The organism is Serratia sp. HMSC15F11, from assembly GCF_001808215.1.
Taxonomy (GTDB): Bacteria; Pseudomonadota; Gammaproteobacteria; order Enterobacterales; family Enterobacteriaceae; genus Serratia; species Serratia nevei.
Map to the genome: position 1 here is coordinate 63888 of NZ_KV792497.1, position 25899 is coordinate 89786.

28 protein-coding genes are annotated in these 25899 nt (G+C 58.9%); 12 read left to right on the forward strand and 16 right to left on the reverse strand.

Features of this window, described 5'->3' with window-relative positions; translation table 11 throughout:
* Positions 1-82 precede the first annotated feature (82 nt).
* The 5 genes from ruvC to HMPREF3138_RS25815 all read right to left on the reverse strand — a co-directional run bounded on the left by ruvC (position 83) and on the right by HMPREF3138_RS25815 (position 3961).
* Positions 83-604 (reverse strand): crossover junction endodeoxyribonuclease RuvC, encoded by a 522-nt coding sequence (gene ruvC / locus HMPREF3138_RS19995; RefSeq protein ID WP_004932367.1) that lies wholly within the window; start codon positions 602-604, stop codon positions 83-85.
* A 57-nt stretch (positions 605-661) separates the two neighbouring features.
* A complete protein-coding gene (locus HMPREF3138_RS20000) occupies positions 662-1405 on the reverse strand; it encodes a YebC/PmpR family DNA-binding transcriptional regulator (RefSeq protein WP_033647638.1) in 744 nt (247 codons plus the stop codon).
* A gap of 20 nt (positions 1406-1425) precedes the next feature.
* The gene (nudB, locus tag HMPREF3138_RS20005) at positions 1426-1872 is read right to left on the reverse strand and encodes a dihydroneopterin triphosphate diphosphatase (protein WP_019452808.1); all 447 of its coding nucleotides are present in this window, start codon (positions 1870-1872) and stop codon (positions 1426-1428) included.
* The gene (aspS, locus tag HMPREF3138_RS20010) at positions 1872-3656 is read right to left on the reverse strand and encodes an aspartate--tRNA ligase (RefSeq protein WP_038877125.1); all 1785 of its coding nucleotides are present in this window, start codon (positions 3654-3656) and stop codon (positions 1872-1874) included. The genes nudB and aspS overlap by 1 nt, the downstream gene beginning before the upstream one ends.
* A 74-nt stretch (positions 3657-3730) precedes the next feature.
* Positions 3731-3961: an FmdB family zinc ribbon protein gene (locus HMPREF3138_RS25815; RefSeq protein ID WP_320204121.1), complete on the reverse strand. Its 231-nt coding sequence runs from the start codon at positions 3959-3961 to the stop codon at positions 3731-3733.
* 215 nt (positions 3962-4176) lie between these two features.
* On the opposite strand from HMPREF3138_RS25815, the gene HMPREF3138_RS20015 reads away from it, so the two are divergent.
* The 5 genes from HMPREF3138_RS20015 (at position 4177) to cmoB (ending at position 7930) form a co-directional block, all read left to right on the forward strand.
* Positions 4177-4755, forward strand: a complete 579-nt coding sequence (locus tag HMPREF3138_RS20015) for a hydrolase (protein ID WP_038877352.1) — start codon at positions 4177-4179, stop codon at positions 4753-4755.
* A 47-nt stretch (positions 4756-4802) separates the two neighbouring features.
* Positions 4803-5618, forward strand: a complete 816-nt coding sequence (locus tag HMPREF3138_RS20020; RefSeq protein ID WP_094300737.1) for a DUF72 domain-containing protein — start codon at positions 4803-4805, stop codon at positions 5616-5618.
* Positions 5619-5720: 102 nt separating this feature from the next.
* On the forward strand, positions 5721-6116 hold the full coding sequence (locus HMPREF3138_RS20025; protein ID WP_038877122.1) for an MAPEG family protein: 396 nt from the start codon (positions 5721-5723) through the stop codon (positions 6114-6116).
* Positions 6117-6218: 102 nt separating this feature from the next.
* Positions 6219-6962 (forward strand): carboxy-S-adenosyl-L-methionine synthase CmoA, encoded by a 744-nt coding sequence (gene cmoA / locus HMPREF3138_RS20030; protein ID WP_038877120.1) that lies wholly within the window; start codon positions 6219-6221, stop codon positions 6960-6962.
* Positions 6959-7930 (forward strand): tRNA 5-methoxyuridine(34)/uridine 5-oxyacetic acid(34) synthase CmoB, encoded by a 972-nt coding sequence (gene cmoB, locus HMPREF3138_RS20035; RefSeq protein WP_038877118.1) that lies wholly within the window; start codon positions 6959-6961, stop codon positions 7928-7930. Before cmoA ends, cmoB begins: the two co-directional genes overlap by 4 nt.
* Before the next feature lie 36 nt (positions 7931-7966).
* Here cmoB and HMPREF3138_RS20040 read toward each other — a convergent pair whose 3' ends face one another.
* The 3 genes from HMPREF3138_RS20040 to cutC all read right to left on the reverse strand — a co-directional run bounded on the left by HMPREF3138_RS20040 (position 7967) and on the right by cutC (position 11517).
* Positions 7967-9928, reverse strand: coding sequence for an FKBP-type peptidyl-prolyl cis-trans isomerase N-terminal domain-containing protein (locus HMPREF3138_RS20040; RefSeq protein ID WP_038877116.1), 1962 nt, complete (start codon positions 9926-9928; stop codon positions 7967-7969).
* Positions 9925-10329 (reverse strand): hypothetical protein, encoded by a 405-nt coding sequence (locus HMPREF3138_RS20045; protein ID WP_038883866.1) that lies wholly within the window; start codon positions 10327-10329, stop codon positions 9925-9927. Before HMPREF3138_RS20045 ends, HMPREF3138_RS20040 begins: the two co-directional genes overlap by 4 nt.
* Before the next feature lie 429 nt (positions 10330-10758).
* Positions 10759-11517: a copper homeostasis protein CutC gene (gene cutC, locus HMPREF3138_RS20050; protein WP_038877351.1), complete on the reverse strand. Its 759-nt coding sequence runs from the start codon at positions 11515-11517 to the stop codon at positions 10759-10761.
* Positions 11518-11618: 101 nt separating this feature from the next.
* On the opposite strand from cutC, the gene HMPREF3138_RS20055 reads away from it, so the two are divergent.
* Positions 11619-12767 (forward strand): MalY/PatB family protein, encoded by a 1149-nt coding sequence (locus tag HMPREF3138_RS20055; RefSeq protein ID WP_038877113.1) that lies wholly within the window; start codon positions 11619-11621, stop codon positions 12765-12767.
* Here HMPREF3138_RS20055 and HMPREF3138_RS20060 read toward each other — a convergent pair.
* Complete coding sequence (locus HMPREF3138_RS20060) at positions 12764-13330, reverse strand: VOC family protein (protein WP_094460761.1); 567 nt, start codon at positions 13328-13330, stop codon at positions 12764-12766. The genes HMPREF3138_RS20055 and HMPREF3138_RS20060 overlap by 4 nt on opposite strands.
* 831 nt (positions 13331-14161) lie before the next feature.
* Between HMPREF3138_RS20060 and argS the strand changes: the two genes are divergently transcribed.
* Complete coding sequence (gene argS, locus HMPREF3138_RS20065; protein ID WP_038877112.1) at positions 14162-15892, forward strand: arginine--tRNA ligase; 1731 nt, start codon at positions 14162-14164, stop codon at positions 15890-15892.
* A gap of 63 nt (positions 15893-15955) precedes the next feature.
* Here the strand turns inward: argS and murJ are convergent, their stop codons facing one another.
* From murJ to rimJ, 4 genes are all read right to left on the reverse strand, one after another.
* The gene (murJ, locus tag HMPREF3138_RS20070; RefSeq protein WP_038877110.1) at positions 15956-17491 is read right to left on the reverse strand and encodes a murein biosynthesis integral membrane protein MurJ; all 1536 of its coding nucleotides are present in this window, start codon (positions 17489-17491) and stop codon (positions 15956-15958) included.
* A 106-nt stretch (positions 17492-17597) separates the two neighbouring features.
* Positions 17598-18518 (reverse strand): Gfo/Idh/MocA family protein, encoded by a 921-nt coding sequence (locus HMPREF3138_RS20075; RefSeq protein WP_038877108.1) that lies wholly within the window; start codon positions 18516-18518, stop codon positions 17598-17600.
* On the reverse strand, positions 18511-19155 hold the full coding sequence (locus tag HMPREF3138_RS20080; RefSeq protein WP_038877107.1) for a YceH family protein: 645 nt from the start codon (positions 19153-19155) through the stop codon (positions 18511-18513). The genes HMPREF3138_RS20075 and HMPREF3138_RS20080 overlap by 8 nt, the downstream gene beginning before the upstream one ends.
* Before the next feature lie 9 nt (positions 19156-19164).
* The gene (rimJ, locus tag HMPREF3138_RS20085; RefSeq protein ID WP_038877348.1) at positions 19165-19749 is read right to left on the reverse strand and encodes a ribosomal protein S5-alanine N-acetyltransferase; all 585 of its coding nucleotides are present in this window, start codon (positions 19747-19749) and stop codon (positions 19165-19167) included.
* A gap of 345 nt (positions 19750-20094) precedes the next feature.
* Here rimJ and mdtH point away from each other — a divergent pair, with 345 nt between their 5' ends.
* From mdtH to HMPREF3138_RS20110, 5 genes are all read left to right on the forward strand, one after another.
* Positions 20095-21300, forward strand: a complete 1206-nt coding sequence (gene mdtH / locus HMPREF3138_RS20090; RefSeq protein ID WP_038877106.1) for a multidrug efflux MFS transporter MdtH — start codon at positions 20095-20097, stop codon at positions 21298-21300.
* A gap of 71 nt (positions 21301-21371) precedes the next feature.
* Entirely contained in the window at positions 21372-21620 is a 249-nt protein-coding gene (locus HMPREF3138_RS20095; RefSeq protein WP_038877105.1) for a hypothetical protein, read from the forward strand.
* A 127-nt stretch (positions 21621-21747) separates the two neighbouring features.
* Positions 21748-22395 (forward strand): glutaredoxin 2, encoded by a 648-nt coding sequence (gene grxB / locus HMPREF3138_RS20100; protein ID WP_038877103.1) that lies wholly within the window; start codon positions 21748-21750, stop codon positions 22393-22395.
* 35 nt (positions 22396-22430) lie between these two features.
* Complete coding sequence (locus HMPREF3138_RS20105; protein ID WP_038877101.1) at positions 22431-24071, forward strand: ABC1 kinase family protein; 1641 nt, start codon at positions 22431-22433, stop codon at positions 24069-24071.
* Between the two features lie 152 nt (positions 24072-24223).
* Complete coding sequence (locus tag HMPREF3138_RS20110; protein WP_038877098.1) at positions 24224-24787, forward strand: lipoprotein; 564 nt, start codon at positions 24224-24226, stop codon at positions 24785-24787.
* Positions 24788-24843: 56 nt separating this feature from the next.
* Here HMPREF3138_RS20110 and yebF read toward each other — a convergent pair whose 3' ends face one another.
* The 3 genes from yebF to HMPREF3138_RS20125 form a co-directional block, all read right to left on the reverse strand.
* Positions 24844-25203: a protein YebF gene (yebF, locus tag HMPREF3138_RS20115; protein ID WP_038877096.1), complete on the reverse strand. Its 360-nt coding sequence runs from the start codon at positions 25201-25203 to the stop codon at positions 24844-24846.
* A 70-nt stretch (positions 25204-25273) separates the two neighbouring features.
* Positions 25274-25582, reverse strand: coding sequence for a N(4)-acetylcytidine aminohydrolase (gene yqfB, locus HMPREF3138_RS20120; protein WP_038877094.1), 309 nt, complete (start codon positions 25580-25582; stop codon positions 25274-25276).
* 39 nt (positions 25583-25621) lie between these two features.
* Positions 25622-25855 (reverse strand): YebG family protein, encoded by a 234-nt coding sequence (locus tag HMPREF3138_RS20125; RefSeq protein WP_070559257.1) that lies wholly within the window; start codon positions 25853-25855, stop codon positions 25622-25624.
* Between the last annotated feature and the right edge of the window lie 44 nt (positions 25856-25899).

The window sequence follows — 25899 nt, forward strand, 5'->3', positions numbered from 1 at the left end:
GCCCTGCCATGCCGTTGCTGGTAAAGCTTATAACATAAAAAAGGCTGGATGAATATCCAGCCTGAGCAATCATCGCTTTGCGTCAGCGCAAACGCCCGCGCGCCAGGTTCAACCGCCCTTCGCTCATCCGCAGCACGTTCTGGCTGAGGTGGCAGTGGGTGATGGCGATGGCCAGGGCATCGGCGGCGTCCGCCTGCGGGTTGGCCGAGAGTTTGAGCAGCGAGCGCACCATGTGCTGTACCTGCGCCTTTTCGGCCGCGCCGGTGCCGACCACGGTCTGTTTGACCTGCCGCGCCGCATACTCGAACACTTCCAGATTCTGATTCACCGCCGCCACGATCGCGACGCCGCGCGCCTGGCCGAGCTTGAGCGCCGAATCCGGGTTCTTGGCCATAAACACCTGTTCGATGGCGAAGAAATCGGGCTGAAACTGGGTGATGATCTCACTGACGCCGGCGTAAATCAGCTTCAGCCGCGTCGGCATGTCGTCCACCACCGTGCGAATGCAGCCGCTGGCGATATAGCTCAACTGACGCCCCTGCTGGCGGATAAGGCCATAGCCGGTGACGCGTGAGCCGGGATCGATACCGAGTATGATCGCCATATCTACATCCACCTTGCATGCACGGCGCCGCCGAACGGCGGCGCCCGTTTTACCGGATTACAGCGTCGCCGCCACTTCGTCGGAGATTTCACCGTTATGGTAAACTTCCTGCACGTCGTCGCAGTCTTCCAGCATATCGATCAGGCGCAACAGCTTAGGCGCGGTTTCCGCGTCCATGTCGGCCTTGGTCGATGGGATCATCGACACTTCCGCCGCTTCGGCTTCGAAGCCCGCCGCGGTCAGCGCGTCTTTCACCGCGCCCAGGCTTTCCCAGGCGGTGAACACGTCGATGGCGCCATCGTCATAGGTCACGATGTCTTCCGCACCGGCTTCCAGCGCCGCTTCCATCACAGTGTCTTCATCCAAGCCCGGTGCGTAGGTGATCACGCCCTTCTTGGTGAACAGGTAAGCCACGGAACCGTCGGTGCCGAGGTTGCCGCCGCATTTGGTGAAGGCGTGGCGCACTTCCGCCACGGTGCGATTGCGGTTGTCGCTCAGGCATTCGATCATGACGGCGGTGCCGCCAGGACCGTAACCTTCATAGATGATGGTTTCCATATTGGTATCATCATCGCCGCCCACCCCGCGCGCGATGGCACGGTTCATGGTGTCGCGCGTCATGTTGTTCGACAGCGCCTTGTCCATCGCCGCGCGCAGACGCGGGTTGGAATCCGGATCGCCGCCGCCCAGCTTGGCGGCCGTGACCAGCTCACGAATAATCTTGGTGAAAATTTTACCGCGCTTGGCGTCCTGCGCCGCTTTACGGTGCTTTGTGTTGGCCCACTTACTATGACCTGCCATAAAAAAATCTCCGAAAAAAACTACTGGACTGAATTGATCACGAACTCTTCAATCGCCTGCTGATTGCTCCATGACTTGGTTAACTTCACGGCCTCGGCCGCCTCAAGCCATTGGTAAGCGTGATGTTCGGTAATCACCGGATCGCGCTCCTCGGGCAACGCCAGACAGAACCAGTGCTCTTTATTGCGCGTGGTTCCCGGCGCATAGCGATGTCGCAAATGGACAAAGAGTTCAAACTCCACGCAGCGCTGGCAATCGAACAACGGCAGGTGCTCTGCTTCGATATCGATGCCGACTTCTTCCATGACTTCACGCTGCGCGGCATGCGGCGGCGACTCATCCTGTTCCAGGCTGCCGGTGACCGACTGCCAGAACTCGGTATCGTCGCGCCGCTGTAACATCAGCACCCGACCACTGGATTTCGCGTAAATCACTACCAGGATAGATTCAGGGCGCTTGTAACTCATCACTCGCTCTCTTGTTCCGCACCGGCTTTCTTTACCACGCTGATAGCCAGCTCCTGCAGCGACGCCGGGTTGGCGAAGCTCGGTGCGTCGGTCATCAGACAGGCCGCCGCGGTGGTTTTCGGGAAGGCGATGACGTCGCGGATGTTGTCGGTGCCGGTCAACAGCATCACCAGACGATCCAGGCCGAAAGCCAGGCCGGCGTGCGGCGGCGTACCGTACTTCAACGCGTCCAGCAGGAAGCCGAACTTCTCGCGCTGTTCGTGTTCGTTAATGCCCAGAATGCTGAACACCGTCTGCTGCATTTCGCTGCGGTGGATACGCACCGAACCGCCGCCCACTTCGTAACCGTTGATCACCATGTCATAGGCGTTGGCGATGGCGTTGACCGGCGCTGCCGCCAGCTCTTCCGGGCTCATGTCGCGCGGCGAGGTGAACGGGTGGTGCATGGCTGCCAGGCCGCCCTCTTCGTCTTCTTCGAACATCGGGAAGTCAACCACCCACAGCGGTGCCCAGCTGTCGAGTTGCGTCAGCGCCAGATCGCGACCCAGCTTCAGACGCAGCGCGCCCATTGCATCGGTGACAATCTTGAAGCTGTCGGCGCCGAAGAACAGGATATCGCCGGTCTGCGCATCGGTGCGCGCCAGGATCGCTTCCAGCACGTCCGCGCTGAGGAATTTGGCGATCGGGCTCTGCACGCCTTCCATGCCGGCGGCGCGGTCGTTGACTTTCAGCCACGCCAGGCCTTTGGCGCCGTAGATGTTGACGAAAGCGCCGTACTCGTCGATCTGCTTGCGGGTCAGCTGTGCGCCGCCCGGTACGCGGATCGCCGCCACGCGGCCTTTAGCGTCGTTGGCCGGGCCGGAGAAGACTTTAAACTCGACGTCTTTGACCAGGTCAGCCACGTCCACCAGCTCCAGCGGGTTACGCAGGTCCGGCTTGTCGGAGCCAAAGCGACGCATCGCTTCGGCGAAAGTCATGACCGGGAAATCGCCCAGATCCACGCCCTTCACGTCCAGCCACAGTTCGCGCGCCAGTTTCTCCATCACTTCACGCACCTGATCGGCGGTCATGAAGGAGGTTTCGACGTCGATCTGGGTGAATTCAGGCTGACGGTCCGCACGCAGGTCTTCGTCACGGAAGCATTTGACGATCTGGTAGTAACGATCGAAGCCGGACATCATCAGCAGCTGTTTGAACAGCTGCGGGGACTGCGGCAGCGCGTAGAATTTGCCCTTGTGCACGCGGCTCGGCACCAGGTAATCGCGGGCGCCTTCCGGCGTCGCCTTGGTCAGCATCGGCGTTTCGATATCGAGGAAGCCGTGGCTGTCCATGAAGCGGCGAACGAAGCTGGTGATTTTGGCGCGGGTCTTCAGACGCTCGGCCATTTCCGGGCGACGCAGATCCAGGTAGCGGTATTTGAGGCGCGCTTCTTCGCTGTTGACCTGGTTGGAGTCCAGCGGCAGCGGCTCGGAGCGGTTGATGATTTCCAGCGCGTGGGCGAACACTTCCACTTCGCCGGTGGCCATATCTTTATTGATCTGGCTGTCCGGACGCGCACGCACGGTGCCGACGATCTGGATGCAGAACTCATTGCGCAGGTCGTAGGCCTTGTCGAACGCCACTTTCTGGTCCGGATCGAAGAACACCTGCACGATGCCTTCGCGGTCGCGCATATCAATAAAGATCAGGCCGCCGAGATCGCGACGACGATTGACCCAACCACACAGAGTGACTTCCTGGCCCACGTGGGACAGATTCAACTGCCCGCAATATTCAGTACGCATACGCTATCCTTTTACACAGCCGATGCCGCGCCGGGCTACTGCGCCCCTGTCGCGCGGCTGTTATCTGATAAATTCTACTTGTTACCCGGTTTAAAATCCGTCGCATACCAGCCGGTACCCTTAAGCTGGAAACCGGAGGACGAGATCAACTTGGTCAACGCGGGCTGCCCACACGCCGGGCAGTCTGCCAGCGGCGCATCGGAAAATTTTTGCAATTTCTCTAACCGATGGTTGCAAGCACCACATGCATATTCATAAATCGGCATAGGTCGTTGGATTAAAGAGTGTTGAAAAAAGGGAGTCATTATAAAGGAAATTCATCCGCCCGATAAGTGCGAACACAGCATTGTTACTGCACTAAATGGCGCGTTTTTGTTCGAATCAACACATCGATTAACAAATTTCCCATTAACCTGCGACAGTTTTTTCACGTAGCCTGATTCTCCCCCGGTTTTGCGCCGTACGCTGCTCGCCTGGCGCGCCGAACATCTTTTATCCACTTCGCAACGAGATGAAATCCATGCTGAAACTTGACGCCCAAACCACCGCCCTGGTGCTGATCGATTTGCAAAACGGCATTCTGCCCTACGCCGGCGGCCCGCACAGCGCCGACCAGGTGGTGGCGAACGCCGCCCTGCTGGCCGCGCGTTTTCGTCTGCTGGGCGCGCCGGTGCTGCTGGTGCGCGTCGGCTGGTCCGACACCTTCGCCGAAGCGCTGAAACAGCCGGTGGACAAACCGGCTCCCGCGCCCACCTGCGGCTTGCCGGCCAGTTGGTGGGAGTTCCCCGCACCGCTGGCGGTCAATGACAGCGATATTCTGGTCACCAAACGCCAATGGGGCGCCTTCTACGGCACCGATCTGGATTTACAGCTGCGCCGCCGCAGCATCAAATCCGTGGTGCTGGGCGGCATCTCCACCAATATTGGCGTAGAGTCCACCGCTCGCGCCGCCTGGGAACACGGCTATGAACTGGTGATCGCCGAAGACGTCTGCAGCGCACAGAACGCGGAAATGCACCGCTTTGCTTTCGAACACATCTTCCCACGTCTGGCACGGGTGCGCGACACCGGCGAAATTCTTGCCGCGCTCGAGCGGTAACGTTAAGTTGTAGCCTGATGATCTAAGTAAAGGAAGTCGACGCCGTGATCTACATCGGATTGCCGCAGTGGCAACATGCGGCCTGGAACCGCATCGGGCTGCGAGACTTGGCGGATTACAGCCGCTACTTCAACTGCGTGGAAGGTAACACCACCTTCTACGCGCTGCCGAAGGTGGAAATCGTGCAGCGCTGGCGCGACATGACCGGCGACGATTTTCGCTTCTGCTTCAAATTCCCGTCGGACATCAGCCACAAGGCTGCCCTGCGTAACTGCGCCGCCGAGCTGCAGGCGTTTTACCACTGCCTGAGCCCGGTGCATCAGCGCATCGGCCAACTGTGGCTGCAGCTGCCCGCCGCCTTCGGCCCTGACGAGCTGGCGCGCATGTGGCAATTCTTCGAAAGCCTGCCGAAGGAATTCACCTACGGCGTTGAAGTGCGTCATCCGGCGTTTTTCGCCAAGGGCGACGCAGAGCGTGCGCTTAATCAGGGGTTGCACCAGCGCGGCATCAATCGGGTGATCCTCGACAGCCGCCCGGTGCATCACGCCGCCCCCCATACCGCCGCCGTGCGTGATGCGCAGCAGAAAAAACCGAAGCTGCCGGTGCATGCACTGGTCACCGCCGACCAGCCTCTGGTGCGCTTTATCGGCGGCGATCAGCTGGCCGACAACCTGCGCTGGTTCGAAGCCTGGCAGCAAAAACTGCCGCTGTGGCAGCAACAGCATCAGCCTTATCTGTTTATTCATACGCCGGACAACGGCGATTCGCCCCAGCAGGCGCAAAAAATTTGGCAGCAGCTACGCCTGGCGATCCCCGATTTGCCTGCGCCACCGGACTGGCCGGAACAGGATGCACTGTTTTGACCTATTAATCTGACCAATAACATCAAATATTTCCCCGCGACAGTGAATACAATGACGGCTATGATGCTGGCTGCCAGTTTTGGTTAGGGAACGGAGTTAAAAATGGTAAGCGCGCTTTATGTGGTGCTCAGCGCATTGTTGTTGATCAAACTCTCTTATGACGTAGTCAGATTAAGGATGCAGTACCGCGTAGCCTACGGAGACGGCGGTTTCTACGAATTGCAGACCGCCATCCGCGTGCATGGCAACGCCGTTGAATACATTCCGATCGCTGCCGTATTGCTGGTGATCATGGAGATGAACGGCGCGGAAATCTGGATGATACACCTCTGCGGCCTGATGCTGATGGCCGGGCGGCTGGTGCATTACTACGGTTTGCGCAACCGCGAGGTTCGCTGGCGCCGTTCAGGCATGGCCGCGACCTATATCTCTTTGCTGTTGATGGTTCTGGCAAATATCTTCTATCTGCCCTGGGATCTGATTTTTAGCCTGCATTGATCCCGTTTTATCATCAGGCGGCCGCGCCGCCTGCTTCCGCTCCGCTTTTTTGCGCTTTTCTGTTAGACTACGCAGCTTCGAATTCTGAACTGATTTGCCGCTATGCCAAACCGCGATACCCTTTTCTCCGCCCCCATCGCCAAATTGGGCGACTGGACCTTCGACGAACGCGTTGCCGAAGTGTTCCCGGACATGATCCAACGCTCCGTTCCCGGCTATTCCAACATCATCTCGATGATCGGCATGCTGGCCGAACGCTTTGTGCAACCCGACAGCCGGGTGTATGACCTGGGCTGCTCGCTGGGCGCGGCGACGCTATCGATGCGGCGGAATATCAAGGTGCCCGGCTGCAATATTGTCGCCGTCGACAATTCACCGGCGATGGTAGAACGTTGCCGCCGCCATATCGATGCCTTCCGCGCTGAGACGCCGGTCAGCGTCATCGAAGCCGACATTCGCGACATCGACATCGAGAACGCCTCGATGGTGGTGCTGAACTTTACGCTGCAGTTCCTCGAACCGGCCGATCGCCTGCGCCTGCTGGAGAAAATTTATCGCGGCCTGCGCCCGGGCGGCGCACTGGTGCTGTCGGAAAAGTTCAGCTTTGAAGACGCCGAAGTCGGCGAACTGCTGTTCAACATGCATCACGATTTCAAACGCGCCAATGGGTACAGCGAGCTGGAGATCAGCCAAAAACGCAGCATGCTGGAAAACGTGATGCTGACCGACTCGGTAGAGGCGCACAAGGCGCGCCTGCATCAAGCCGGGTTCGAGCATGCCGAAGTGTGGTTCCAATGTTTCAACTTCGGTTCGCTGATCGCCCTGAAAGCGGGGGATGCGCAATGATCGAGTTCGGTGACTTCTATCAGCACATTGCCAAAAGCCCCCTCAGCCATTGGCTGGACACCCTGCCTGCGCAGCTCAGCGCCTGGCAACGCGAATCGCTGCACGGCAAATTCAAACAGTGGTTCAACTCGGTCGAACATTTGCCGACGCTGACCCCCACCCGCCTCGATCTGCTGCACGGCGTACGCGCCGAGATGGAGCCAGCCCTGTCGCCGGGCCAGCTCGAGGGCATCGAGAAAATGCTGCGCACCCTGATGCCGTGGCGTAAAGGGCCGTTCTCGCTGTATGGCATCGATATCGATACAGAATGGCATTCCGATTGGAAATGGGATCGCGTGCTGCCGCACATTTCTCCGCTGGCCGGCCGCACCATTCTCGACGTCGGCTGTGGCAGCGGCTATCACCTGTGGCGCATGATCGGCGCCGGCGCACACTTCGCCGTGGGTATCGATCCGATGCAGCTGTTCCTGTGTCAATTTGAAGCCGTGCGCAAACTGCTGGGCGGCGATCAGCGTGCCCACCTGCTGCCGCTCGGCATCGAGCAGCTGCCGGATTTGGCGGCATTCGACACCGTGTTCTCGATGGGGGTACTGTATCACCGCCGCTCGCCGCTCGATCATCTCTATCAGCTGAAAAATCAGCTGGTGGCTGAAGGTGAACTGGTGCTGGAAACGCTGGTGGTGGAAGGCGATCGCCACCAGGTGCTGGTGCCGGGCGATCGTTACGCGCAGATGCGCAACGTGTATTTTATCCCTTCCGCCGAGGCGCTGAAATGCTGGCTGGAGAAGTGCGGCTTCGTCGACGTGAAGATCGCCGATATGTGCGTCACCAGCCTCGACGAGCAGCGCCGCACCGACTGGATGACCAGCGAGTCGCTGGCCGAATTTCTCGATCCGAACGATCGCAGCAAAACGATCGAAGGCTATCCGGCGCCCCTGCGCGCCGTGCTGACCGCCAAAAAACCCTAGCGTTCGCATATCGGGCCGGCCTGCGCCGGCCCGAATTTACCCGTTGTCGACATCGACAATCCGCAGCTCATACACCATGGTCGCGTTCGGCGGGATCTGCGGCGCATAGCCCGTTTCACCGTACGCCAACGCCGGCGGCACCACCATCGTCAGCGAGCCATGGTTTTTCAGATGGCCGATTGCCTCGCGGAACAACGGCGGATAGGCGGAGAGCGGCTGTGACATCACCTTCCCACTGCGATCCATATCCTGAATCACGCTGCCATCGGTTAAACTTTCCTTCACCACGATGTCCACCCGCGCGTTTTCCTTAATGGTTTCATCACCCGTATAATCGATGCGATACCAGAAACCGGAAGGCGACTTCTGCGTGCCCTTCTTCTTTTTGAACTCGGTGACGAAGGCCTCTCCCTTGCTGGTCTGCACCTTAGCCGCCTGGTTTCTGGCATCGTTCACCGCTTTTTCCGACTCCGCCAGCGCGCGGGGCAACTGCGCATCACTCAGTTGGTAATGGCCGTTGAAGGTATCGATCACGCCCGCCAGCAGCACGATCTTATCGGGATTGATGCCCCAATTTTTACGCTCCGCCAGCATCGTTTGAATATCGCGCCCCAAAGCGACACCGGCAGCATAGCTCTGTTGCTCCGGTTTTTTCTTGAGCGACTGCGTATCCGGCAGCCATTTGGCCCGCGATCTCAGCCCGTCCAGTTCCTCACGCAAGGCTTGCTGCGCCTGATGGGCGGCCGCCAGCTCCGTTGCCGTTTTATCCGCCTGCTGCGTCGCTTTATCTCGCTGCTGCACAGCCTGCGCACTTTCTGTCGTTGCCGTTACCAGGCGTTGTTCCAGCGCCTTAGCCTGTTCGGTTTGCGTCTTGTTTTTTTCCTGCAGCTGCGCCAGCTGCTGCTGCAGTTCGCCTATCGCCTTGGCGGCTTCGGCCTTTTGCTGCGCCAGCGCCGTCTTCAGGCTTTTCTCTTGCCGCTCTGCCTGTTGGCGTTGGCCATCACGCTCTTTCTGCAGCTGCGCCAGTTGCTGCTGCAGTTCACCCGTCGCCTTGGCGGCTTCGGCCTTCTGCTGTTCCAGCGCCGTCTTCAGGCTTTTCTCTTGTTGCTCTGCCTGTAGGCGTTGGACATCCTGCTCTTTCTGCCGCTGCGCCAGTTGCTGCTGAAGTTCGCCTATCGCCTTGGCGGCTTCGGCCTTCTGCTGTTCCAGCGCCGTCTTCAGGCTTTTCTCTTGTTGCTCGGCCTGTTGGCGTTGACCATCACGCTCTTTCTGCAGCTGCGCCAGCTGCTGCTGAAGTTCGCCCGTCAGCCTGGCAGCCTCGGCCTTCTGCTGTTCCAGCTCAGCGGCGGCCGCTTTTTTATCCTGCTCATAACGCTGGCGAGCTTTATCGTTGGTGGTCTTGGCCGCCGCCAGTTTCTCCTGCCAAGCCTTATCCGCCTGCTCAGGCAACGCCGCCAGCCGTTGTTCCAGCAAGGCAATGCGCCGGTCGCGCTCCTCGGTTTGCTGCTTTTGCCGCGCTAACGCCGCCTGCGCTTCGGCGATCTGCGCCTGAGCCTTGCGCTCCTGCGGCGTCAGGTTCAGCGCCTGTCTTACGCCGCTGGCGAAGTCGCTCAACGCGCTCAAATCAGGCACCGGCGTCGGTTTATCGGCAGCGGTCAGGGACGACGCAACCCGCAACGCGGTCAGCTCCTGCTGCAGGGATTGAAGAGCGGCTTGCTGTTGCTCCAAGCGAGTCTCTTTCTCGCGCAGCGTCTTTTGCAACTGCGCCAGTTGCTTTCGCTGTGAGCTCGTTTCACGAGTTTGAACCGGCCGGGACGCCGGCTTTTGGCTTTCCTGGGATGGGGTAACCACGGTCTCGGCTGCCGGCGCGTCCTGGCGCTGGTAACGCTCGGCAAACTGCAATAATGCCGGCACATCGTCATCCGCCCCGGCCACCACGGGCGCAAACGCCAGCGGTATCATCAGGCTCAGTAATGCCTTTCTTGCACGAGGGGTCATTGGGCACGTTCTCCGCGCTCAGCCAGGCCGGTCATCATGGCAGAACTGATGTCCGCACAAAGACGGCTGGTGCGATAACGATACAGGGCATCGACGGTTTCCTGCGTGCCCGTGTTGACCCGCTGGCGTACCCCGGCATACTGCGCGGCGCCGCCCATCAAGGTATCGAATTCACGTTTGAATTTTTGGTATTTTTCGTTATCCATGCCGCGCATGGCATCCAACTCGCGCTGGCACTGCTGCATGCGCTCGGCCTCACGCTGCCGTTTGTCTTGTTCCGCAATTTCTTCTGCGCTGGGCGGCTGGCTTAATGTAGAAACAGGTCGCTTGGCGGTCTGGCAGCCGCTCAGGGCCAACGTCAGTAAAAGCGCCGCGCTCAAACAGTGTGCCGTTCGGATCATTATCGTTATCTCCTTGTTTAGTCCGCCGTTAACGCGCCCTGCGGCTGCGCCGACGGCTCTCCTCAATTGATGCTGTGATGTTCCGGCCATAAGGCAGGCGATGAACAGGTAAAAATACCGGCGCGGTGACGAGCGGCAGAACGCAAATCATTCACCACGGCAATAAATACCAAAAAATCATTTAATATGATGATATTTAAAGGATTTTAACTCACAAACTTATCAGCAGGGCATGGCGAGCACAAGAAGATATGGGGGACAGTTCGACCGAGAAACCGCCTTTAAACGGACACCGCGTCTTTGCAAAACATAAAAAAAGCCCCGGCAAAACGCCGGGGCTTGGTACTTGCGCAATCGCCGAGAGCTCAGTGACACGCAAAGGGGTCTTACGGCCCGGAAACCGGTTTTCAAACGCGGTTAGCTGCGTGTTTATGCGCTTTGCGCCAGGGGATCAACCAAGGCCAGCGCGTTTTTCATCGCCTCCACCATTTCGCCATCCACGCAATAATGGCTAAATTCGTCAAACTCGTTATCGGAGCACATAGTGACGCCCGCCTTGCGGTAACGCATGGTCGACGGCACCAAATGGCCGGAAGAGCTGTGCAGTTCATGCAGGCCGATATCGACAAACTTGTGCAGATTGCTGAGACGCACGCCGGCACCCGCCATGATCACCGGGCCGTGACTGGCCTGGCGCAAATCGCGCAGCAGCGGCAGGCCCAGTTCGGCGCTCTGCTGTTGGCCGGAGGTCAGAATGCGCGCCACGCCCAGCTCGGTCAGTTGTTCCAACGCCACCATCGGATTCTGGCACATGTCGAACGCGCGATGGAACGTCACCGCCATGCCCTCGCACAGCTTCATCACTTCGCGCATGCGCGGCAGATCGATGTGCCCTTCTTCGTCCAGCATGCCGACCACTACGCCGGGGAACCCCATCTCGCGGATCTGGCGGAGATCCTGTTTGATCACCTCGAAATCCACCGCGCCGTAGCAGAAATCGCCACCGCGAGGACGAACGATCGGATGCACCGGGATCGCAACCCGCTCGCGCGCCAGACGCAGCGTGCCATAGCTCGGCGTCAATCCCCCCTCGCTCTGGCTGGCGCACAACTCGATGCGATCGGCGCCTGCCCGTTCGGCCGTCAGCGCGCAGTCGACGCTAAAGCAACAAACTTCCAGTTTTATCATTGTCACCCCCAGATAACGGCCAACATACGGCGGCAATTGTTCATTTCTTCATTTCTCACGTAGGCTCATGCTTAGGCATAAACCGGCTCAGGGTTGTAACTATGGCATTCAATTTTGATCAATGGGTAGACCGCAGTCACAGTGACAGCGTTAAGTGGGATAAATATCGCGACCGCGACATTATTCCGCTTTGGGTCGCCGACAGCGATTTCACCTCACCGCCGGCGGTGATCGAAGCCTTGCAGCGCCGCGTGGCGCACGGCGTATTCGGCTACACCCAGCCATCCCCTGATCTTATTGAGGTTTTTACCCGCCGCATGGTAGAGCGCTACGGCTGGCACATCAAGCCCGAATGGATCATTTTCCTGCCTGGTCTGGTGTGCGGTCTGAACCTGTGCGTGCGCGCCTGCACCGAAGAACACCAGAGCACGCTGGCCCCCTCTCCCATTTATCCGCCGTTTCGCAAAGCGGCTAAATTCGCCGGGCGTAAACACCTCTCGGTGCCGCTAACGGCGGTAGGCCAACGTTGGGTGTTGGACTTCCCCGCGATGCGTGATCGGCTTAGCGGCAACGAGAAGCTCCTGTTGCTGTGCAACCCGCAGAATCCCGGTGGCACCGTTTATCGCCGGGATGAGCTGTTGCAGCACCATCAGTTCGCTCGCGAACACGATTTAATCGTCTGTTCCGATGAAATCCACTGCGAGCTGCTGCTTGAACCCGGCGTGCGGCATACCCCTTTCGCCACCCTGAATGACGATGCGGCCCAACGCAGCGTGACGCTGATGTCGCCGTCAAAAACGTTTAATCTCGCCGGGCTGGGCGCTTCACTGGCGATCGTTCCCAACGAAGCGCTGCGACAAAGGCTGAAACGCGCGCGCAGCGGCATCGTGCCGGAGGTCAATCTGCTGGCGCTGGTGGCGGCGCAGGCGGCTTATCAATACGGGCAGCCTTGGCTGGACGAGCAGCTGATTTATCTACGTGCCAATCGCGATCGGCTGACCAAGCGCATCAACGCCATGCCGGGGTTGACGGTTTTGCCAATCGAAGCCACCTACCTGGCGTGGATCGATTGCAGCGCTTTACCGGTGGACAACCCGCATCAGTTCTTCGAACGTGCGGGCGTAGGATTAAGCGCCGGTTTGGATTTCGGCGATCGGCGCTTTGTGCGGCTTAACTTTGGTTGCCGGTGGGCCCTGCTCGATGAAGCGCTCGATCGCATGGCGCGAGCCTGTGCGGCACTGCCTGGCTAACCTTGCTCGCTGGCGACGATATCTCGAATGGAATAAGGATGAAACTTGAGCGTCACCGTTCCGTCGGTGATGGCCAGCGTCGGGTTCGGTAGCCGTTCGCCCTCGCCTTTTGGCGAGCTTTGCTTCAGTTTGATCCCCGGGGTCAGCAGCGCTTCATCGGCAAGGAGGCTCAACGCCCGAGCGTGCAGCGTCTGCGGATCGCCACTGAGCACTAATTCGACGTGTTCCCAGCCTTCGTGCGGATAGCGTTTCTCCCCGGGATACGGCAGCTCGACGCAGTCTATCTGCCACGGCCCCACGGCCAGCGGCTGCGACAAATCGAACAGACAGATAGGTCGCCCGTTGATCATCGACTCGGACAGCAGTGTCCCGCACTGCATCAGCCCCTGGCGCCAGCGTTCGGCAGTGGCGTTCTGATGACAGCGCAGAGAGATGTGATCGGCGGTAAACGCGGCCAGATCGAGCCGCAATTTGGCGGCAAATTGATGCAATGCCTGCTCGAAACGCGGCAGGTCAAGCACCAGGTCGTCCAGCTCGGCAATGGCCTGCAAGGGGGTGATCATAGAAACCTCAAAACAACGGAACGCATGTGAAACGCCGTAATTTACACGGTGGCGGCAGCGCTCGCCACCGTTGCGAGGTTTTTCGGTTACCGTTAAGAATGATTTTCGACTGTGTGCATGGGGAATAGAAACCTGAGAACTTATTAATATGACAGCTTATAAAATCAACAAAAAAAAATAAAAAATAAGATTTTTCGCAGTTCATTAAACCCTTTTATCATGACGCTATGATTTAAGTTATTTTACACAAAATCGTACATGGCATGCAGGTCAAACTGATTGAATAGGTTGGCTTACTCAAGTCTTTCCCACTCATCAAAGCCGCACAAAATACGATGCACAACCTATTGTAAAAAAAGACAATAAAATCCAAAAACCGATAAAAATCTAAGGATTATCTTAATTTAACCCCGAGCAATTGATTCATCGAGGCAACTCAGCTACTTTGGAGGAAATTTAAATTCGAGATGATTATTATGTTATTACTGACGATTTCCTTGGTGTTGATAATTATCGCCGTATACGCCATCTACCGTCATTTTAAATCCCGCAGCACCAACACGCTGGATGCCAGACGCCACAATAAAAAACGTTAGTCTCCTAATCCTCTCCGCTACACGTTTTCTTTCATTCATCCTGCCTTTCCGCTTTCGGCCATCAACGCGCCGCACCCGACAACAGTTTCATCGCTGCGGCCGCGCCAACTGCTGACGGGCTCCGTCAGATCGGTTACAATTGCAGGCTGTTTTGTGGAGGTCGCCCATCGTGCCCGCCACCGTTGAATCCCACAGGGGTTGGCTTCAGCCCCTCGTTCGTCATTAAGGTAACCCGGTGAATATTCAGGTTCTTCTTTCAGATAAAGTCAGCCAGGCGCTGATCGCCGCTGGCGCGCCAGCCGATTGCGAAGCGCAGGTCCGCCCATCCGCCAAGGCGCAGTTTGGTGATTACCAGGCCAATGGCGTGATGTCCGTCGCCAAAAAGCTGGGCATGCCGCCCCGTCAACTGGCGGAAAAAGTGGTGCAACTGCTGGATCTCGGCGACGTCGCCGCTAAAGTGGAAATCGCCGGCCCCGGCTTTATCAACATTTTCCTGAACAGCGACTGGGTCGCGCGCCAGGCCGATCGGGTGCTGAACGCACCGAAATTGGGCATCGCACCGGTTGAGCCGCAAACTATCGTAATCGACTACTCCGCGCCGAACGTGGCGAAAGAGATGCACGTCGGCCACCTGCGCTCCACCATCATCGGCGACGCCGCGGCACGTACCCAAGAGTTTCTGGGCCATAAAGTGATCCGCGCCAACCACGTCGGCGACTGGGGCACCCAGTTCGGCATGCTGATTGCCTACCTGGAAAAAATGCAAAATGAAAACGCCAGCGACATGGGCCTGTCCGATTTGGAACAGTTCTACCGCGAAGCCAAGAAGCATTACGACGAAGATGCCGAGTTCGCCGAGCGCGCGCGCGCTTACGTCGTGAAGCTGCAGGGCGGCGATCAGTACTGCCTGAAAATGTGGCGCAAGCTGGTCGACATCACCATGGCGCAAAATCAGCTGACCTATAACCGCCTGAACGTCACGCTGACCGAAGACGACGTGATGGGCGAAAGCCTGTATAACGCGATGCTGCCGGGCATCGTCGCCGATCTGAAAGCCAAAGGGCTGGCGGTGGAAAGCGAAGGCGCTACCGTGGTGTTCCTCGACGAATACCAGAACAAGGACGGCGATCCGATGGGCGTCATCATCCAGAAAAAGGATGGCGGCTACCTCTACACCACCACCGACATCGCCTGCGCCAAGTATCGCTACGAAACCCTGGGTGCCAATCGCGTCCTGTATTACATCGACTCCCGTCAGCATCAGCACCTGATGCAGGCGTGGACCATCGTGCGCAAGGCCGGTTACGTGCCGGAGTCCGTCTCGCTGGAACACCACATGTTCGGCATGATGCTGGGCAAAGACGGCAAGCCGTTCAAAACCCGCTCGGGCGGTACGGTGAAGCTCTCCGACCTGCTGGATGAGGCCATCGAACGTGCCGAACAGCTGATCGCCGGCAAAAATCCGGATATGCCGGAAGACGAAATGAAAACCGTGGCCCGCGTGGTCGGTATCGGCGCGGTGAAATACGCCGATCTGTCGAAAAGCCGCACCACCGACTATGTCTTCGACTGGGATAACATGCTGGCCTTCGAAGGCAATACCGCGCCTTATATGCAATACGCCTATACCCGTGTGGCATCGGTATTCAAACGCGCCGGCATCGACGAAACCAGCCTGACGCTGCCGCTGACGCTGACCGAAGAGCGCGAAATTGCGCTGGCCACCCGCCTGCTGCAGTTCGAAGAAGTGCTCACCACCGTCGCGCGTGAAGGCACGCCTCACGTCATGTGCAGCTACCTGTACGATCTGGCCGGCCTGTTCTCCGGTTTCTACGAGCACTGCCAGATCCTTAACGCCGACAGCGAAGAAGCGCGTCAGAGTCGCCTGAAGTTGGCGCTGCTGACCTCGAAAACGCTGAAAACCGGTCTGGATACGCTGGGCATCGAAACCGTCGAACGCATGTAAACTGCGCCGCCCAGAAAGCAAAAAGGTCGCCTAGGCGACCTTTTTTGTATGCTTACCTTTGGCTCAAGCGACCCGGCGCGCAAAATCGCGCGGGCGGAAGCCCAACCCGGCCAGCACGCCAAAGTACGCCACCACACCGGCCACCACCACCGCAGCCAAGCGCAGCAAACGCTCCAGCATGTTGCCCTGATCCCAGGCCGGCATCAGCCACATCACGCCAATCAACACGGCCGACATCACCAGTACGGCGATCACCAGCTTGGTGAGGAACAGCGCCCAACCCGGCTGCGGCTGGAAAATTTTCTGTTTGCGCAGCTGCCAATACAGCAGCGAGGCGTTCAGACAGGCCGCCAAACCGATTGACAGCGCCAGGCCGGCATGCTTCAGCGGGCCAATAAACGCCAGGTTCATCACCTGCGTCATGATCAGCGTGATGATGGCGATCTTGACCGGCGTTTTGATGTCCTGCCGCGAATAGAAGCCCGGCGCCAGCACTTTAACCACGATCAGCCCCATCAGCCCTACCGAGTAAGCCACCAGCGCACGCTGCGTCATCGCCGCGTCAAAGGCGCTGAACTTGCCATACTGGAACAGCGAAACGGTCAGCGGCTTGGCCAAAATGCCGAGCGCGATGGCGCTCGGCAACGCCAGCAGGAAGCACAGGCGTAGCCCCCAATCCATCAGGCGCGAATACTCATCGTGGTTGCCGCTCGAGAAGCTTTTGGCCAGCGACGGCAGCAGGATGGTGCCCAAGGCCACGCCCAGCACACCGGAAGGAAACTCCATCAGGCGGTCGGCGTAGTACATCCAGGATACCGAGCCGGACACCAGGAACGAAGCGAAAATGGTGTTGATGATCAGCGAGATTTGGCTGACCGACACCCCGAGGATCGCCGGCCCCATCTGACGCATCACGCGCCAGACCCCGGCATCGCCCAGCTTGAGGCGCGGCAATACCAGCATGCCGATCTTGCGCAGGTGCGGCAGCTGATACCCCAGCTGCAGCACGCCGCCCACCACCACCGCCCAGGCCAGCGCCAGCACCGGCGGATTGAAATACGGGGCCGCGAACAGCGCGAAGCCGATCATGCTGACGTTAAGCAGCGTTGGCGCAAAGGCCGGGATCGAGAAGCGGTTCCAGGTATTGAGGATCGCCCCCACCAGCGACGCCAGTGAGATCAACAGAATATAGGGGAACGTGATGCGCAGCAGCGCCGACGTCAGGGCAAACTTGTCGGGCGTATCGGTAAAGCCCGGCGCAGTAATGTAGATCACCCAGGGCGCAGCCAGCATCCCCAACACCGTCACCACCGCCAGCACCAGCGTCAGCAGCCCGGAGACATAGGCGATAAAAGTGCGCGTCGCCTCTTCACCCTGCTGGCTCTTGTATTCGGCCAGGATCGGCACGAAGGCCTGCGAAAACGCCCCTTCGGCAAAGATACGGCGTAACAGATTAGGGAGTTTGAACGCCACGAAGAAGGCGTCCGTTGCCATGCCGGCCCCGAACACGCGCGCGACGATCGCATCGCGGGCAAAGCCCAACACCCGCGAAAACATCGTCATCGAGCTGACGGCAGCCAAGGATTTGAGTAGGTTCATGTGGTTGTCTGATAGGTACCGTAAATATCAACGCCTGCTACAGCAGGCGTCAGTGAAACAATCGGCTCAGTTTACGCATCCGGAAAAGAATAGCTACCGCCATATGTTACATAGAGTTATCCCGCAGTAAGCGCTCGACCACCCGCTGGGCGACCAGCGCCTGTTCGCCGCCGGTTTCCGGCGCGCTCTGGTTGGCAACGGCGCGGAGGAAATGCCGCACCGCCCCGTCGAAGCCGCGTTGCACCAGCGTGCTTTGCCAGCCCGGCACCGGCTGTTCCAACACGCCCTGCGCATCTTCACGCAGCCAGTGACGCATATCGGTCAACTGATACAGCGCGCCGTCGGTCACCGCCTGCACGCTTTCGCGCAGGCTGCCGCCGCGGCGATGCATGCTGGTCGTCACCTGCGTGCCCCCGCAGGCGAAGTGGTGCTCGGCGTACAGCATTTCGCCTGCGGCGTTGGCGCACAAGCTGCCGCTCAGCAGTTGTTCGCCAACGCCCGCCAGCCACAGCGCAGTGTCCACCACGTGCAGGTAATCATCCAACAGGGTAAAACGCAGATCGTGCGGGCCGACGCTGTCCGCCCGATGTTTATCCATGCGAATGGAGGCGGGCTGATTCATTTGCTGTTTGAGCTGCCGGTAAAGCGGCGCGAAACGGCGGTTGAACCCCACCATCAGCGTTTTGCCTCGCCGCTCGGCCAACTCAAGCAACTGCTCGCCCTGCTCCAGCGTTTCCGCCAGCGGCTTATCGACGTAAACGTGCACGCCGCGGTTCAGCAGCTCGCCTATCACGGAAAAATGGCTGGCGGTGCTGCTGTGGACAAAGACCGCGTCGCACTGTTCGGCCAGGCTGTCCAGACGGGAGAAACAGGCCATGCGGTAGCTGTCGCACAGCGACTGCGCTTTTTGCTGATTGGGCGAAAAACCGCCCACCAGCGTCCAATCCGCCGCCTGGCTGAGGATTGGCAGGTAAGCCTTCTGCGCAATACTGCCCAATCCCACCACGCCCACACGCAATTTAGTCATTCGTATCCCTCGCCAACAGATGTTGCACCAGCCGTTTCAATTCCGATACTTCGTTTTCCAATGCGCTGACCCTGGCGCTCAGGTCGCCGTCGTCCTCAGACTCAAGCGCCGCCGGCGCTTCATCAATCTGGCCGCTGAACAGATGCATGAACCGGCTTTCGCGTTTGCCCGGCTCACGCGCCAGGCGCACCACGAACGGACCATCTTCGCGCGTAGCCAGCTGTTGCAGCACCTGTTCGACCTCGCTGACATCGTTGAACTCGTGCATCCGGTTGGTGCGGGTGCGCAGCTCGCCCGGCGTTTGCGCGCCGCGCAGCAATAAGGTGGCGATCACCGCCAGTTCGGCCGGCGAGAGTTTCAGTTGGCCGAACTCGGAGTTGCAAAACCGCTGTTCGTACTTGACTACCCGATTGCCGAACCCGCTGAGTGTGCGCAGGAAATGTTTGCGCAGCAACAGATCGAGCAGTTGCTGCACCTCGCTTTCGCTCATATCCATTACCGGCTCGCGGTTGGTTTTTTGGTTGCACGCCAGGGTAATGGCGTTAAGCGAAAGCGGGTATTGGTCCGGGGTCGTGACCTGTTTTTCCAACAGGCAGCCGATGACCCGCGCCTCTTTGGCGTTCAATTCATATTTCATCGTTTGGCCTCAACGTTCGGGTAGCCACTCTTTATTGGTGTATGCCGTCAAAACGTGGTCTTGCCACTTGCCGTCGATCAGCAGGTAATCCTTGGCGTAACCTTCACGTTCGAATCCCAGACGCGTCAGCAGTGCGCCGCTGCGCTGGTTGTGAGGCATATAGTTGGCCATGATGCGGTGCATGCGCTGTTGGCGCAGCATATAGCGGATAGCGGACTGCAAGGCTTCGAACATCAGCCCTTGTCCCTGCCATTTCTCCCCCAGCGAATAACCGAGGAAACAGGCGTGAAACGAACCGCGCAGCACGTTGCTGAAGTTCGCCACGCCGCGCACTTCCTGCTCTTCCGGATCGAGCAGGATAAAATAGTAGGCGCTGCCCTGCTTTTGCATTTCGGTGATCATGCCCAGGCGCGCCTGCCAGCCGGAAGGATAACAGTGGCTTTCGTCGCGCACCGGCTCCCAGGGTTTGAGAAAGGTCCGGTTCTCGGCATAATAATCCGCCAGGCGATAGGCATCCCGTTCATGCACTAAACGGACCACCATCCGGTCGGTTGTAAGACGTACTTTTGGCGATGCAGAGCGATAGCCGAACATCATTTCCCCCGCAGTCAAAACGGTTCGATAAGAAGTATTTATTAGGAAGCCGAGCGGATCATTATCCTGTGTCGAGCTTTTGCCATGGTTTTATTTTGCCAATAGCGCCGCAGAACTGCGCTTCCCTGCATTCAATATAACCGTAGCCCGCCCCCGAGGTAAAATCCCGGCCGCTCAGTAAATCGCCGAATACGCGTTTTACGGCGTTTTTCCGCCAATTTTGCAGCCCAGGTAACACCTTGACGATAAAAAAATATTATCTATGCCACCCCTGTCGCCGTACGGGAATTGGGTAGAGAATGGAACAGCTGTCTCCCCTTCTTTCTTGAATGCTCATGGTGAAGCATGTCTCTGGTGTCGCAAGCGCGCAGCTTGGGTAAATATTTTCTGTTGCTCGATAACCTGCTGGTGGTGTTAGGCTTCTTTGTCGTTTTTCCGCTTATTTCGATCCGCTTTGTCGATCAATTAGGATGGGCGGCGCTGATCGTCGGCATCGCGCTGGGTTTGCGCCAGCTGTTGCAACAAGGGCTCGGCATCTTTGGCGGCGCCATTGCCGATCGTTTCGGCGCCAAGCCGATGATCGTTACCGGCATGTTGCTGCGCGCCGCCGGGTTCGCCACCATGGCGATGGCCGATGAGCCCTGGATCCTGTGGTTCTCCTGTGCGCTTTCCGCCCTCGGCGGCACGTTATTCGATCCGCCGCGTACCGCTTTGGTGATCAAACTGACCCGTCCGCACGAGCGCGGCCGCTTTTTCTCGCTGCTGATGATGCAGGACAGCGCCGGCGCGGTGGTCGGCGCGCTGATCGGCAGTTGGCTGCTGCAGTACGATTTTCACTTTGTCTGCTGGGTCGGGGCGGCGATCTTCGTGCTGGCCGCCGGTTGGAATGCCTGGCTACTGCCGGCTTACCGCATCTCTACCGTGCGCATACCGATGAAGGAAGGCATGTTGCGGGTCCTGCGCGATCGCCGCTTTCTCACCTATGTCTTGACGCTGACCGGTTATTACATGTTAGCGGTACAGGTGATGCTGATGATGCCGATCGTGGTCAACGAAATCGCCGGTTCACCGGCGGCGGTGAAATGGATGTATGCGATTGAAGCGGCGCTGTCGTTGTCGCTGCTCTATCCGCTGGCGCGTTGGGGAGAAAAACACTTCCGGCTTGAGCAGCGCCTGATGGCGGGCCTGTTGCTGATGACGCTCAGCCTGCTGCCGATCGGTCTCGCCACCAGTTTGCAGGGCGTGTTCACGCTGATCTGTTGCTTCTATCTGGGATCGATCATCGCCGAACCGGCGCGCGAAACGCTGAGCGCTTCGCTGGCCGATCCGCGTGCGCGCGGCAGTTATATGGGCTTTAGCCGCCTGGGTCTGGCGCTGGGCGGCGCGTTGGGTTATACCGGCGGCGGTTGGATGTACGATACCGGGCGGACGATGAACATGCCGGAGCTGCCCTGGTTGCTGCTGGGGGCAGTAGGCTTCGCTACGTTGCTGGCACTGTACTGGCAGTTCAGCCCGCGGCGCAGTGCGTCAATGCTGCTTCCCGGCGGTTAACGCCATAGAAATCCGGCCGAATCGGCAACAGCTGCTATCCTGTTAGTAAAAACCCACAGGAGCCCGTAGGCATGATTGAAGAAGCGAAGTTACCGCAACTGCTCGAACATATGATACTGAACCTGCGCATGATTTATGCGCGCTCTACCCTGGTGGAAAAAGCGCTGGCCCACATCATCGCCGGCGACAGCGCGCTGAAAAGCGATATCATCAAACAGCTGCAGGTCGTCTCCGCCGCCAACGAGCGCGATCAGGTCGATCTGGAACAGGCCCGCATTCACCTGATCGATGTGCTCAACTCGGTACCGACCAAGAAATAACGCCCCTCGCCCGCGCCTGTTGCGCGGGCAATGTCGCAATAACGCACCATCCAACACACGCGCTTCAAGACAGCCTCGGTAAGCTGTGGTAACTATTGCTGTTAAAACCTGACAACCCGGAGCAAGCATGAAACTGTTCATTTACGATCATTGCCCCTTCTGCGTTAAAGCCCGCATGATTTTTGGCCTGAAGCGCCAGCCGATTCGGCTGGTCACCTTGCTCAACGACGATGAGACGACCCCGGTCAACCTGATCGGCGCAAAAATGGTGCCGATCCTGGTCAAAGACGACGGCGAAGCGATGCCGGAAAGCCTGGATATCGTGCGCTATGTCGATCGCCTGGACGGCAAGCCGGTGCTGACCGGCAGCACCAATCCGGCCATTGCCGAGTGGCTGCAGCGGGTCGACAGTTACAGCGCCAAATTGCTGCTGCCGCGTATTGCGCATGCCGATTTCGAAGAGTTTGCCACCGACAGCGCCCGCCGCTACTTTATTGATAAGAAACAGGCGGCTATTGGTGATTTTGCCGAGCATCTCGCCAACAGTGCCGATCTGATCGCCGAGCTGGAAGCCGACCTGCAAACGCTGTCGCCGCTGATCGTCTCCACCGACGCGGTAAACGGTGAGCTGTCCGAGGACGACATTCACCTGTTCCCGCTGTTGCGCTCGTTATCGATCGTCGCCGGAGTTGCGCTGCCGGACAACGTGGAAGCCTACCGCAACCGCATGGCGCAGCGCAGCGAGGTGCCGTTGCTGCTGGATATGGAACAATAACGTTCGAGAATGACAAATAAGGATATGGCGTACTGATGTTGAAAATGGTGCTCGCCACCGCCCGCGACCGGGCGCGGCTGAAGGAAATAACCTCCGTTCTGATTCGTTACGGTCTGCAAGACGTTTTGCGCCTGCTGGGCCTGGGGGCCTTGTTACGCGGCGCCCGCGGCGGAGCCGCCCCGCAGGATGCACAAACCCTGCCTGAGCGGCTGCGTGAAGCGCTCGAGGCGCTGGGCCCCACCTTCGTCAAATTCGGCCAGATTCTGGCCACGCGCTCTGACCTCCTGGATCCGGCCTGGACCGACGAACTGGATCGCCTGCACAGCCAGGCGGCGGTGTTGCCATGGGAAACGCTGGCGCCGCAAATCATCGCCGATCTGGGTGGCGAGCCCGAGCAGCGATTTGCCGAATTCGATCGCACGCCGCTGGCCGCGGCGTCGATGGCGCAAATCTACCGCGCGCGCTTGCACAGCGGCGAACAGGTAGTGGTAAAAGTGTTGCGACCCGGTCTGGCGAAAACCATCCACGCCGATCTGCGGCTGCTGGCCTCGCTGGCGGAGAGCGTGGAGCAGCAGAGCCCGGCGCTGGCGCGTTATCGGCCGCGGCAGATGGTCAGAGCGTTGGCAACGGCGCTCAATCACGAGCTGGACTTGACCCACGAAGGGCATAACTGCGACCGCGTTGCCGGGATGTTCGCGCGTCAACCCGACGTGGTCGTGCCGAAAATCTATTGGCAATACTCTTCGCCCCGCCTGTTAGTGCAGGAATACTTGCCCGGCACCGCGCCGGAAAACCCTGAAAAGCTGGCGGCGGCGGGCTTTGACGGCCCGCTGCTGGCGCAACGCGGCGCCCGCGCCTTTATGAGCATGGTGCTGGAGCATCGGCTGTATCACGCCGATCCGCACCCCGGCAACGTCATGGCGCTGAGCGGTGACCGCGTCGGTTTTATCGACTTCGGCATGGTGGGCCAGCTGTCCGAGCGGCGGCGTAACCAGTTGCTCCTGCTGCTGCAGGCCATCGCCGATCGCCAGTCCGAAGGGATCGTCAACACGCTGATCGCCTGGTCGGATAGCGAACCGTTGGACCTGATGGATTTGGAGTTGGCGGCACAAAACTTTCTCGACAAACAGGCCGCCGCCACCCTGACGCTGGGTAAAGCCTTGACCGACCTGCTGGTGATGGCGCGCGAACACCAGCTGGCGCTGCCGCCCGATCTGGTGCTGCTGTTCAAGGCATTAATCACCGCCGACGGCGTACTGCATCGGCTGGATCCGGCCTTCGACATCGTGGCCACGCTCAAGCCGATGCTGCAACAAACGGTGCTGCAGCGCTACGCCCCCGACGCCGTGCGCCAGCGGCTGCTGGCCCTGGGTGGGGAAGCGCTCGATGCCGGAGAAGAGCTGCCGCAAACTCTGCGGCTATTGGTTCGCCGCCTAAAACGCGGGCGACTCAATGCCGATATCAACGTCAGTAACCTCGGCCAGCTGAGCAAAGCGCTGGAACGCGCCGCCGTGACCCTGGCCATCGCCATCGTTACCGCCGCTTTTGCCCTGGGGCTGGCGCCTTATCTGATGCATTCGTCGCTGCGGCTGTGGGGCATTCCGCTGTTCCCGCTGTTGGGGGGCGCAGCCTGCCTGGCCGGCGTGGTGCTCTTGGCGCTGCGGCTGCGGCGCTGACGCTTTCGGCGTTATCCGATAGGTCTCGCCCGCTTTTGCGCGCACTATCCTCTGCACATCGCCGCCTGCCGTTTTCACTCGCAGGCGGAACGTTTATAATGATTAATCAATTATCTGCAGCACTTTTCGCCAGCAGTCGCAATGAGGCATGAATGAAGAAGATCCTGATGGGCGCAGCCGCCCTGCTGTTCGCCGGCGTATTGGCCGGTTGCAATCAACTGACCCAATACACCCTGAGCGAGCAGGAAGTGAATGATTACCTGCAGAAACACAACGACTATCAGAAGCAGATCGGCGTGCCCGGCCTGGTGGACGCCAACATCGTGCTGACTCAGCTGCAAAGCCAGATCGGTCGCAGCGAACCGGGTAAAGTCACCCTTTCCGGCGACGCCAAGGTCAACATCACGTCGATTCTCGGCCCGCAGGTGGCGGACCTGAAGCTGACGCTGAAAGCGCAGCCGGTTTACGACCGTGCGCAGGGCGCCATTTACCTGAAGGATATGGAGTTGACCGATTACAGCGTGCAGCCGGAAAAAATGCAGACGGTGATGAAAGCGCTGACGCCATACCTGAACCAGTCGCTGAAGTCTTACTTCGACCAAAAGCCGGCTTATGTGCTGAATCCTGACAACAGCAAAACCGAAGCGCTGGCGAAAAAACTGGCGAAGGGATTGGAAGTGAAACCGGGTGAGTTGGTGATCCCGTTTAGCGACTGACCGCGTCTTGATGTATCAAGCCCGCCGATCGGCGGGCTTTTTATTACGGGAAAGTATTACTGCGGCGCGCTGTAGGCAATCTCGCCGGTGTTGCAGTTGAGTGTCACGCTGTAGGTTTTATCCATCTTGGTACCCCGCACCGTCAGCGGCACCTGCCACACCTGATCCTTGCCGGTGATGGCATCCGGGCTGACCCAAGCGATCGGGGTTGCGGTGCCCAGCAGCTTTTTGTCCGCCTCCCAGCGCGTGATGCGGTTCTGCAAGAAATCACGCTTGACCTGAGCGGCAATATCCGCCGGCTGCAGACCGGCACACTGCCCCACCTTGGCGGTGCGTTGCTCTTGATCCTGCGCCCACACCGCAGTCGATGCTCCCATCATGGCCAACAAGGCGATAGCCAAACCCGTTTTTTTCATATGTCCTCCCGTTGTGATTAGCGCTATCCGGGCGCCCATCCCTGGCTCACAACAGGGTTTCGGCAAAGAGTTACCGTTTGACGAACTCGATGACAAACAGCGCATCCAGGCCCGGATAGATTTCCTTGATCACCTGCTTCAGCTCGCCCAGCAACATGTTCTCCTGCTGTGCGTGGCGTTCGGTCAGCGCATCCAGGCGCACCGGCGTTACCGACAGCACTTCGATAAAGCAGAAAAATACGCCGTCTTCATTGCGGCTTACGCGCAATACCTCACCCGGTTCGAAGTGCGACTCACTGGCATCCCGAATGGTGATGGTTTTACGCCCGGCCAGAATGTCTTGCTCAAAGCGGCTGAAGAAAGTTATTTCACGGCTCATTTTAGATCCTTTTTCATCACAACACCGCAACATAAGTCATTATGCCGCTTGCTTTTCTGACGCAGATCCCTCTTTTGAGTTAGAGAGCGCTTTTTTCGCTTTCGCTTCCGTCGGTTTTTTGCCGGTTTCCGCCGGTGATGCGCCGCGCAAAATCAGACCCAGTGCGTCCTTATTCTCTGCCAGGAAGAAGCTCAGCCCTTCGCGCTGTTCGTCGTCCAGGTTCAGCGGCGCCTGTTGCAGCCACTCTCCGAGGTTATCCGCCAAATCCAGCATTTTGTCGTAGGCGTCGGATATTATTTCATTGCCTTGCTAAACCG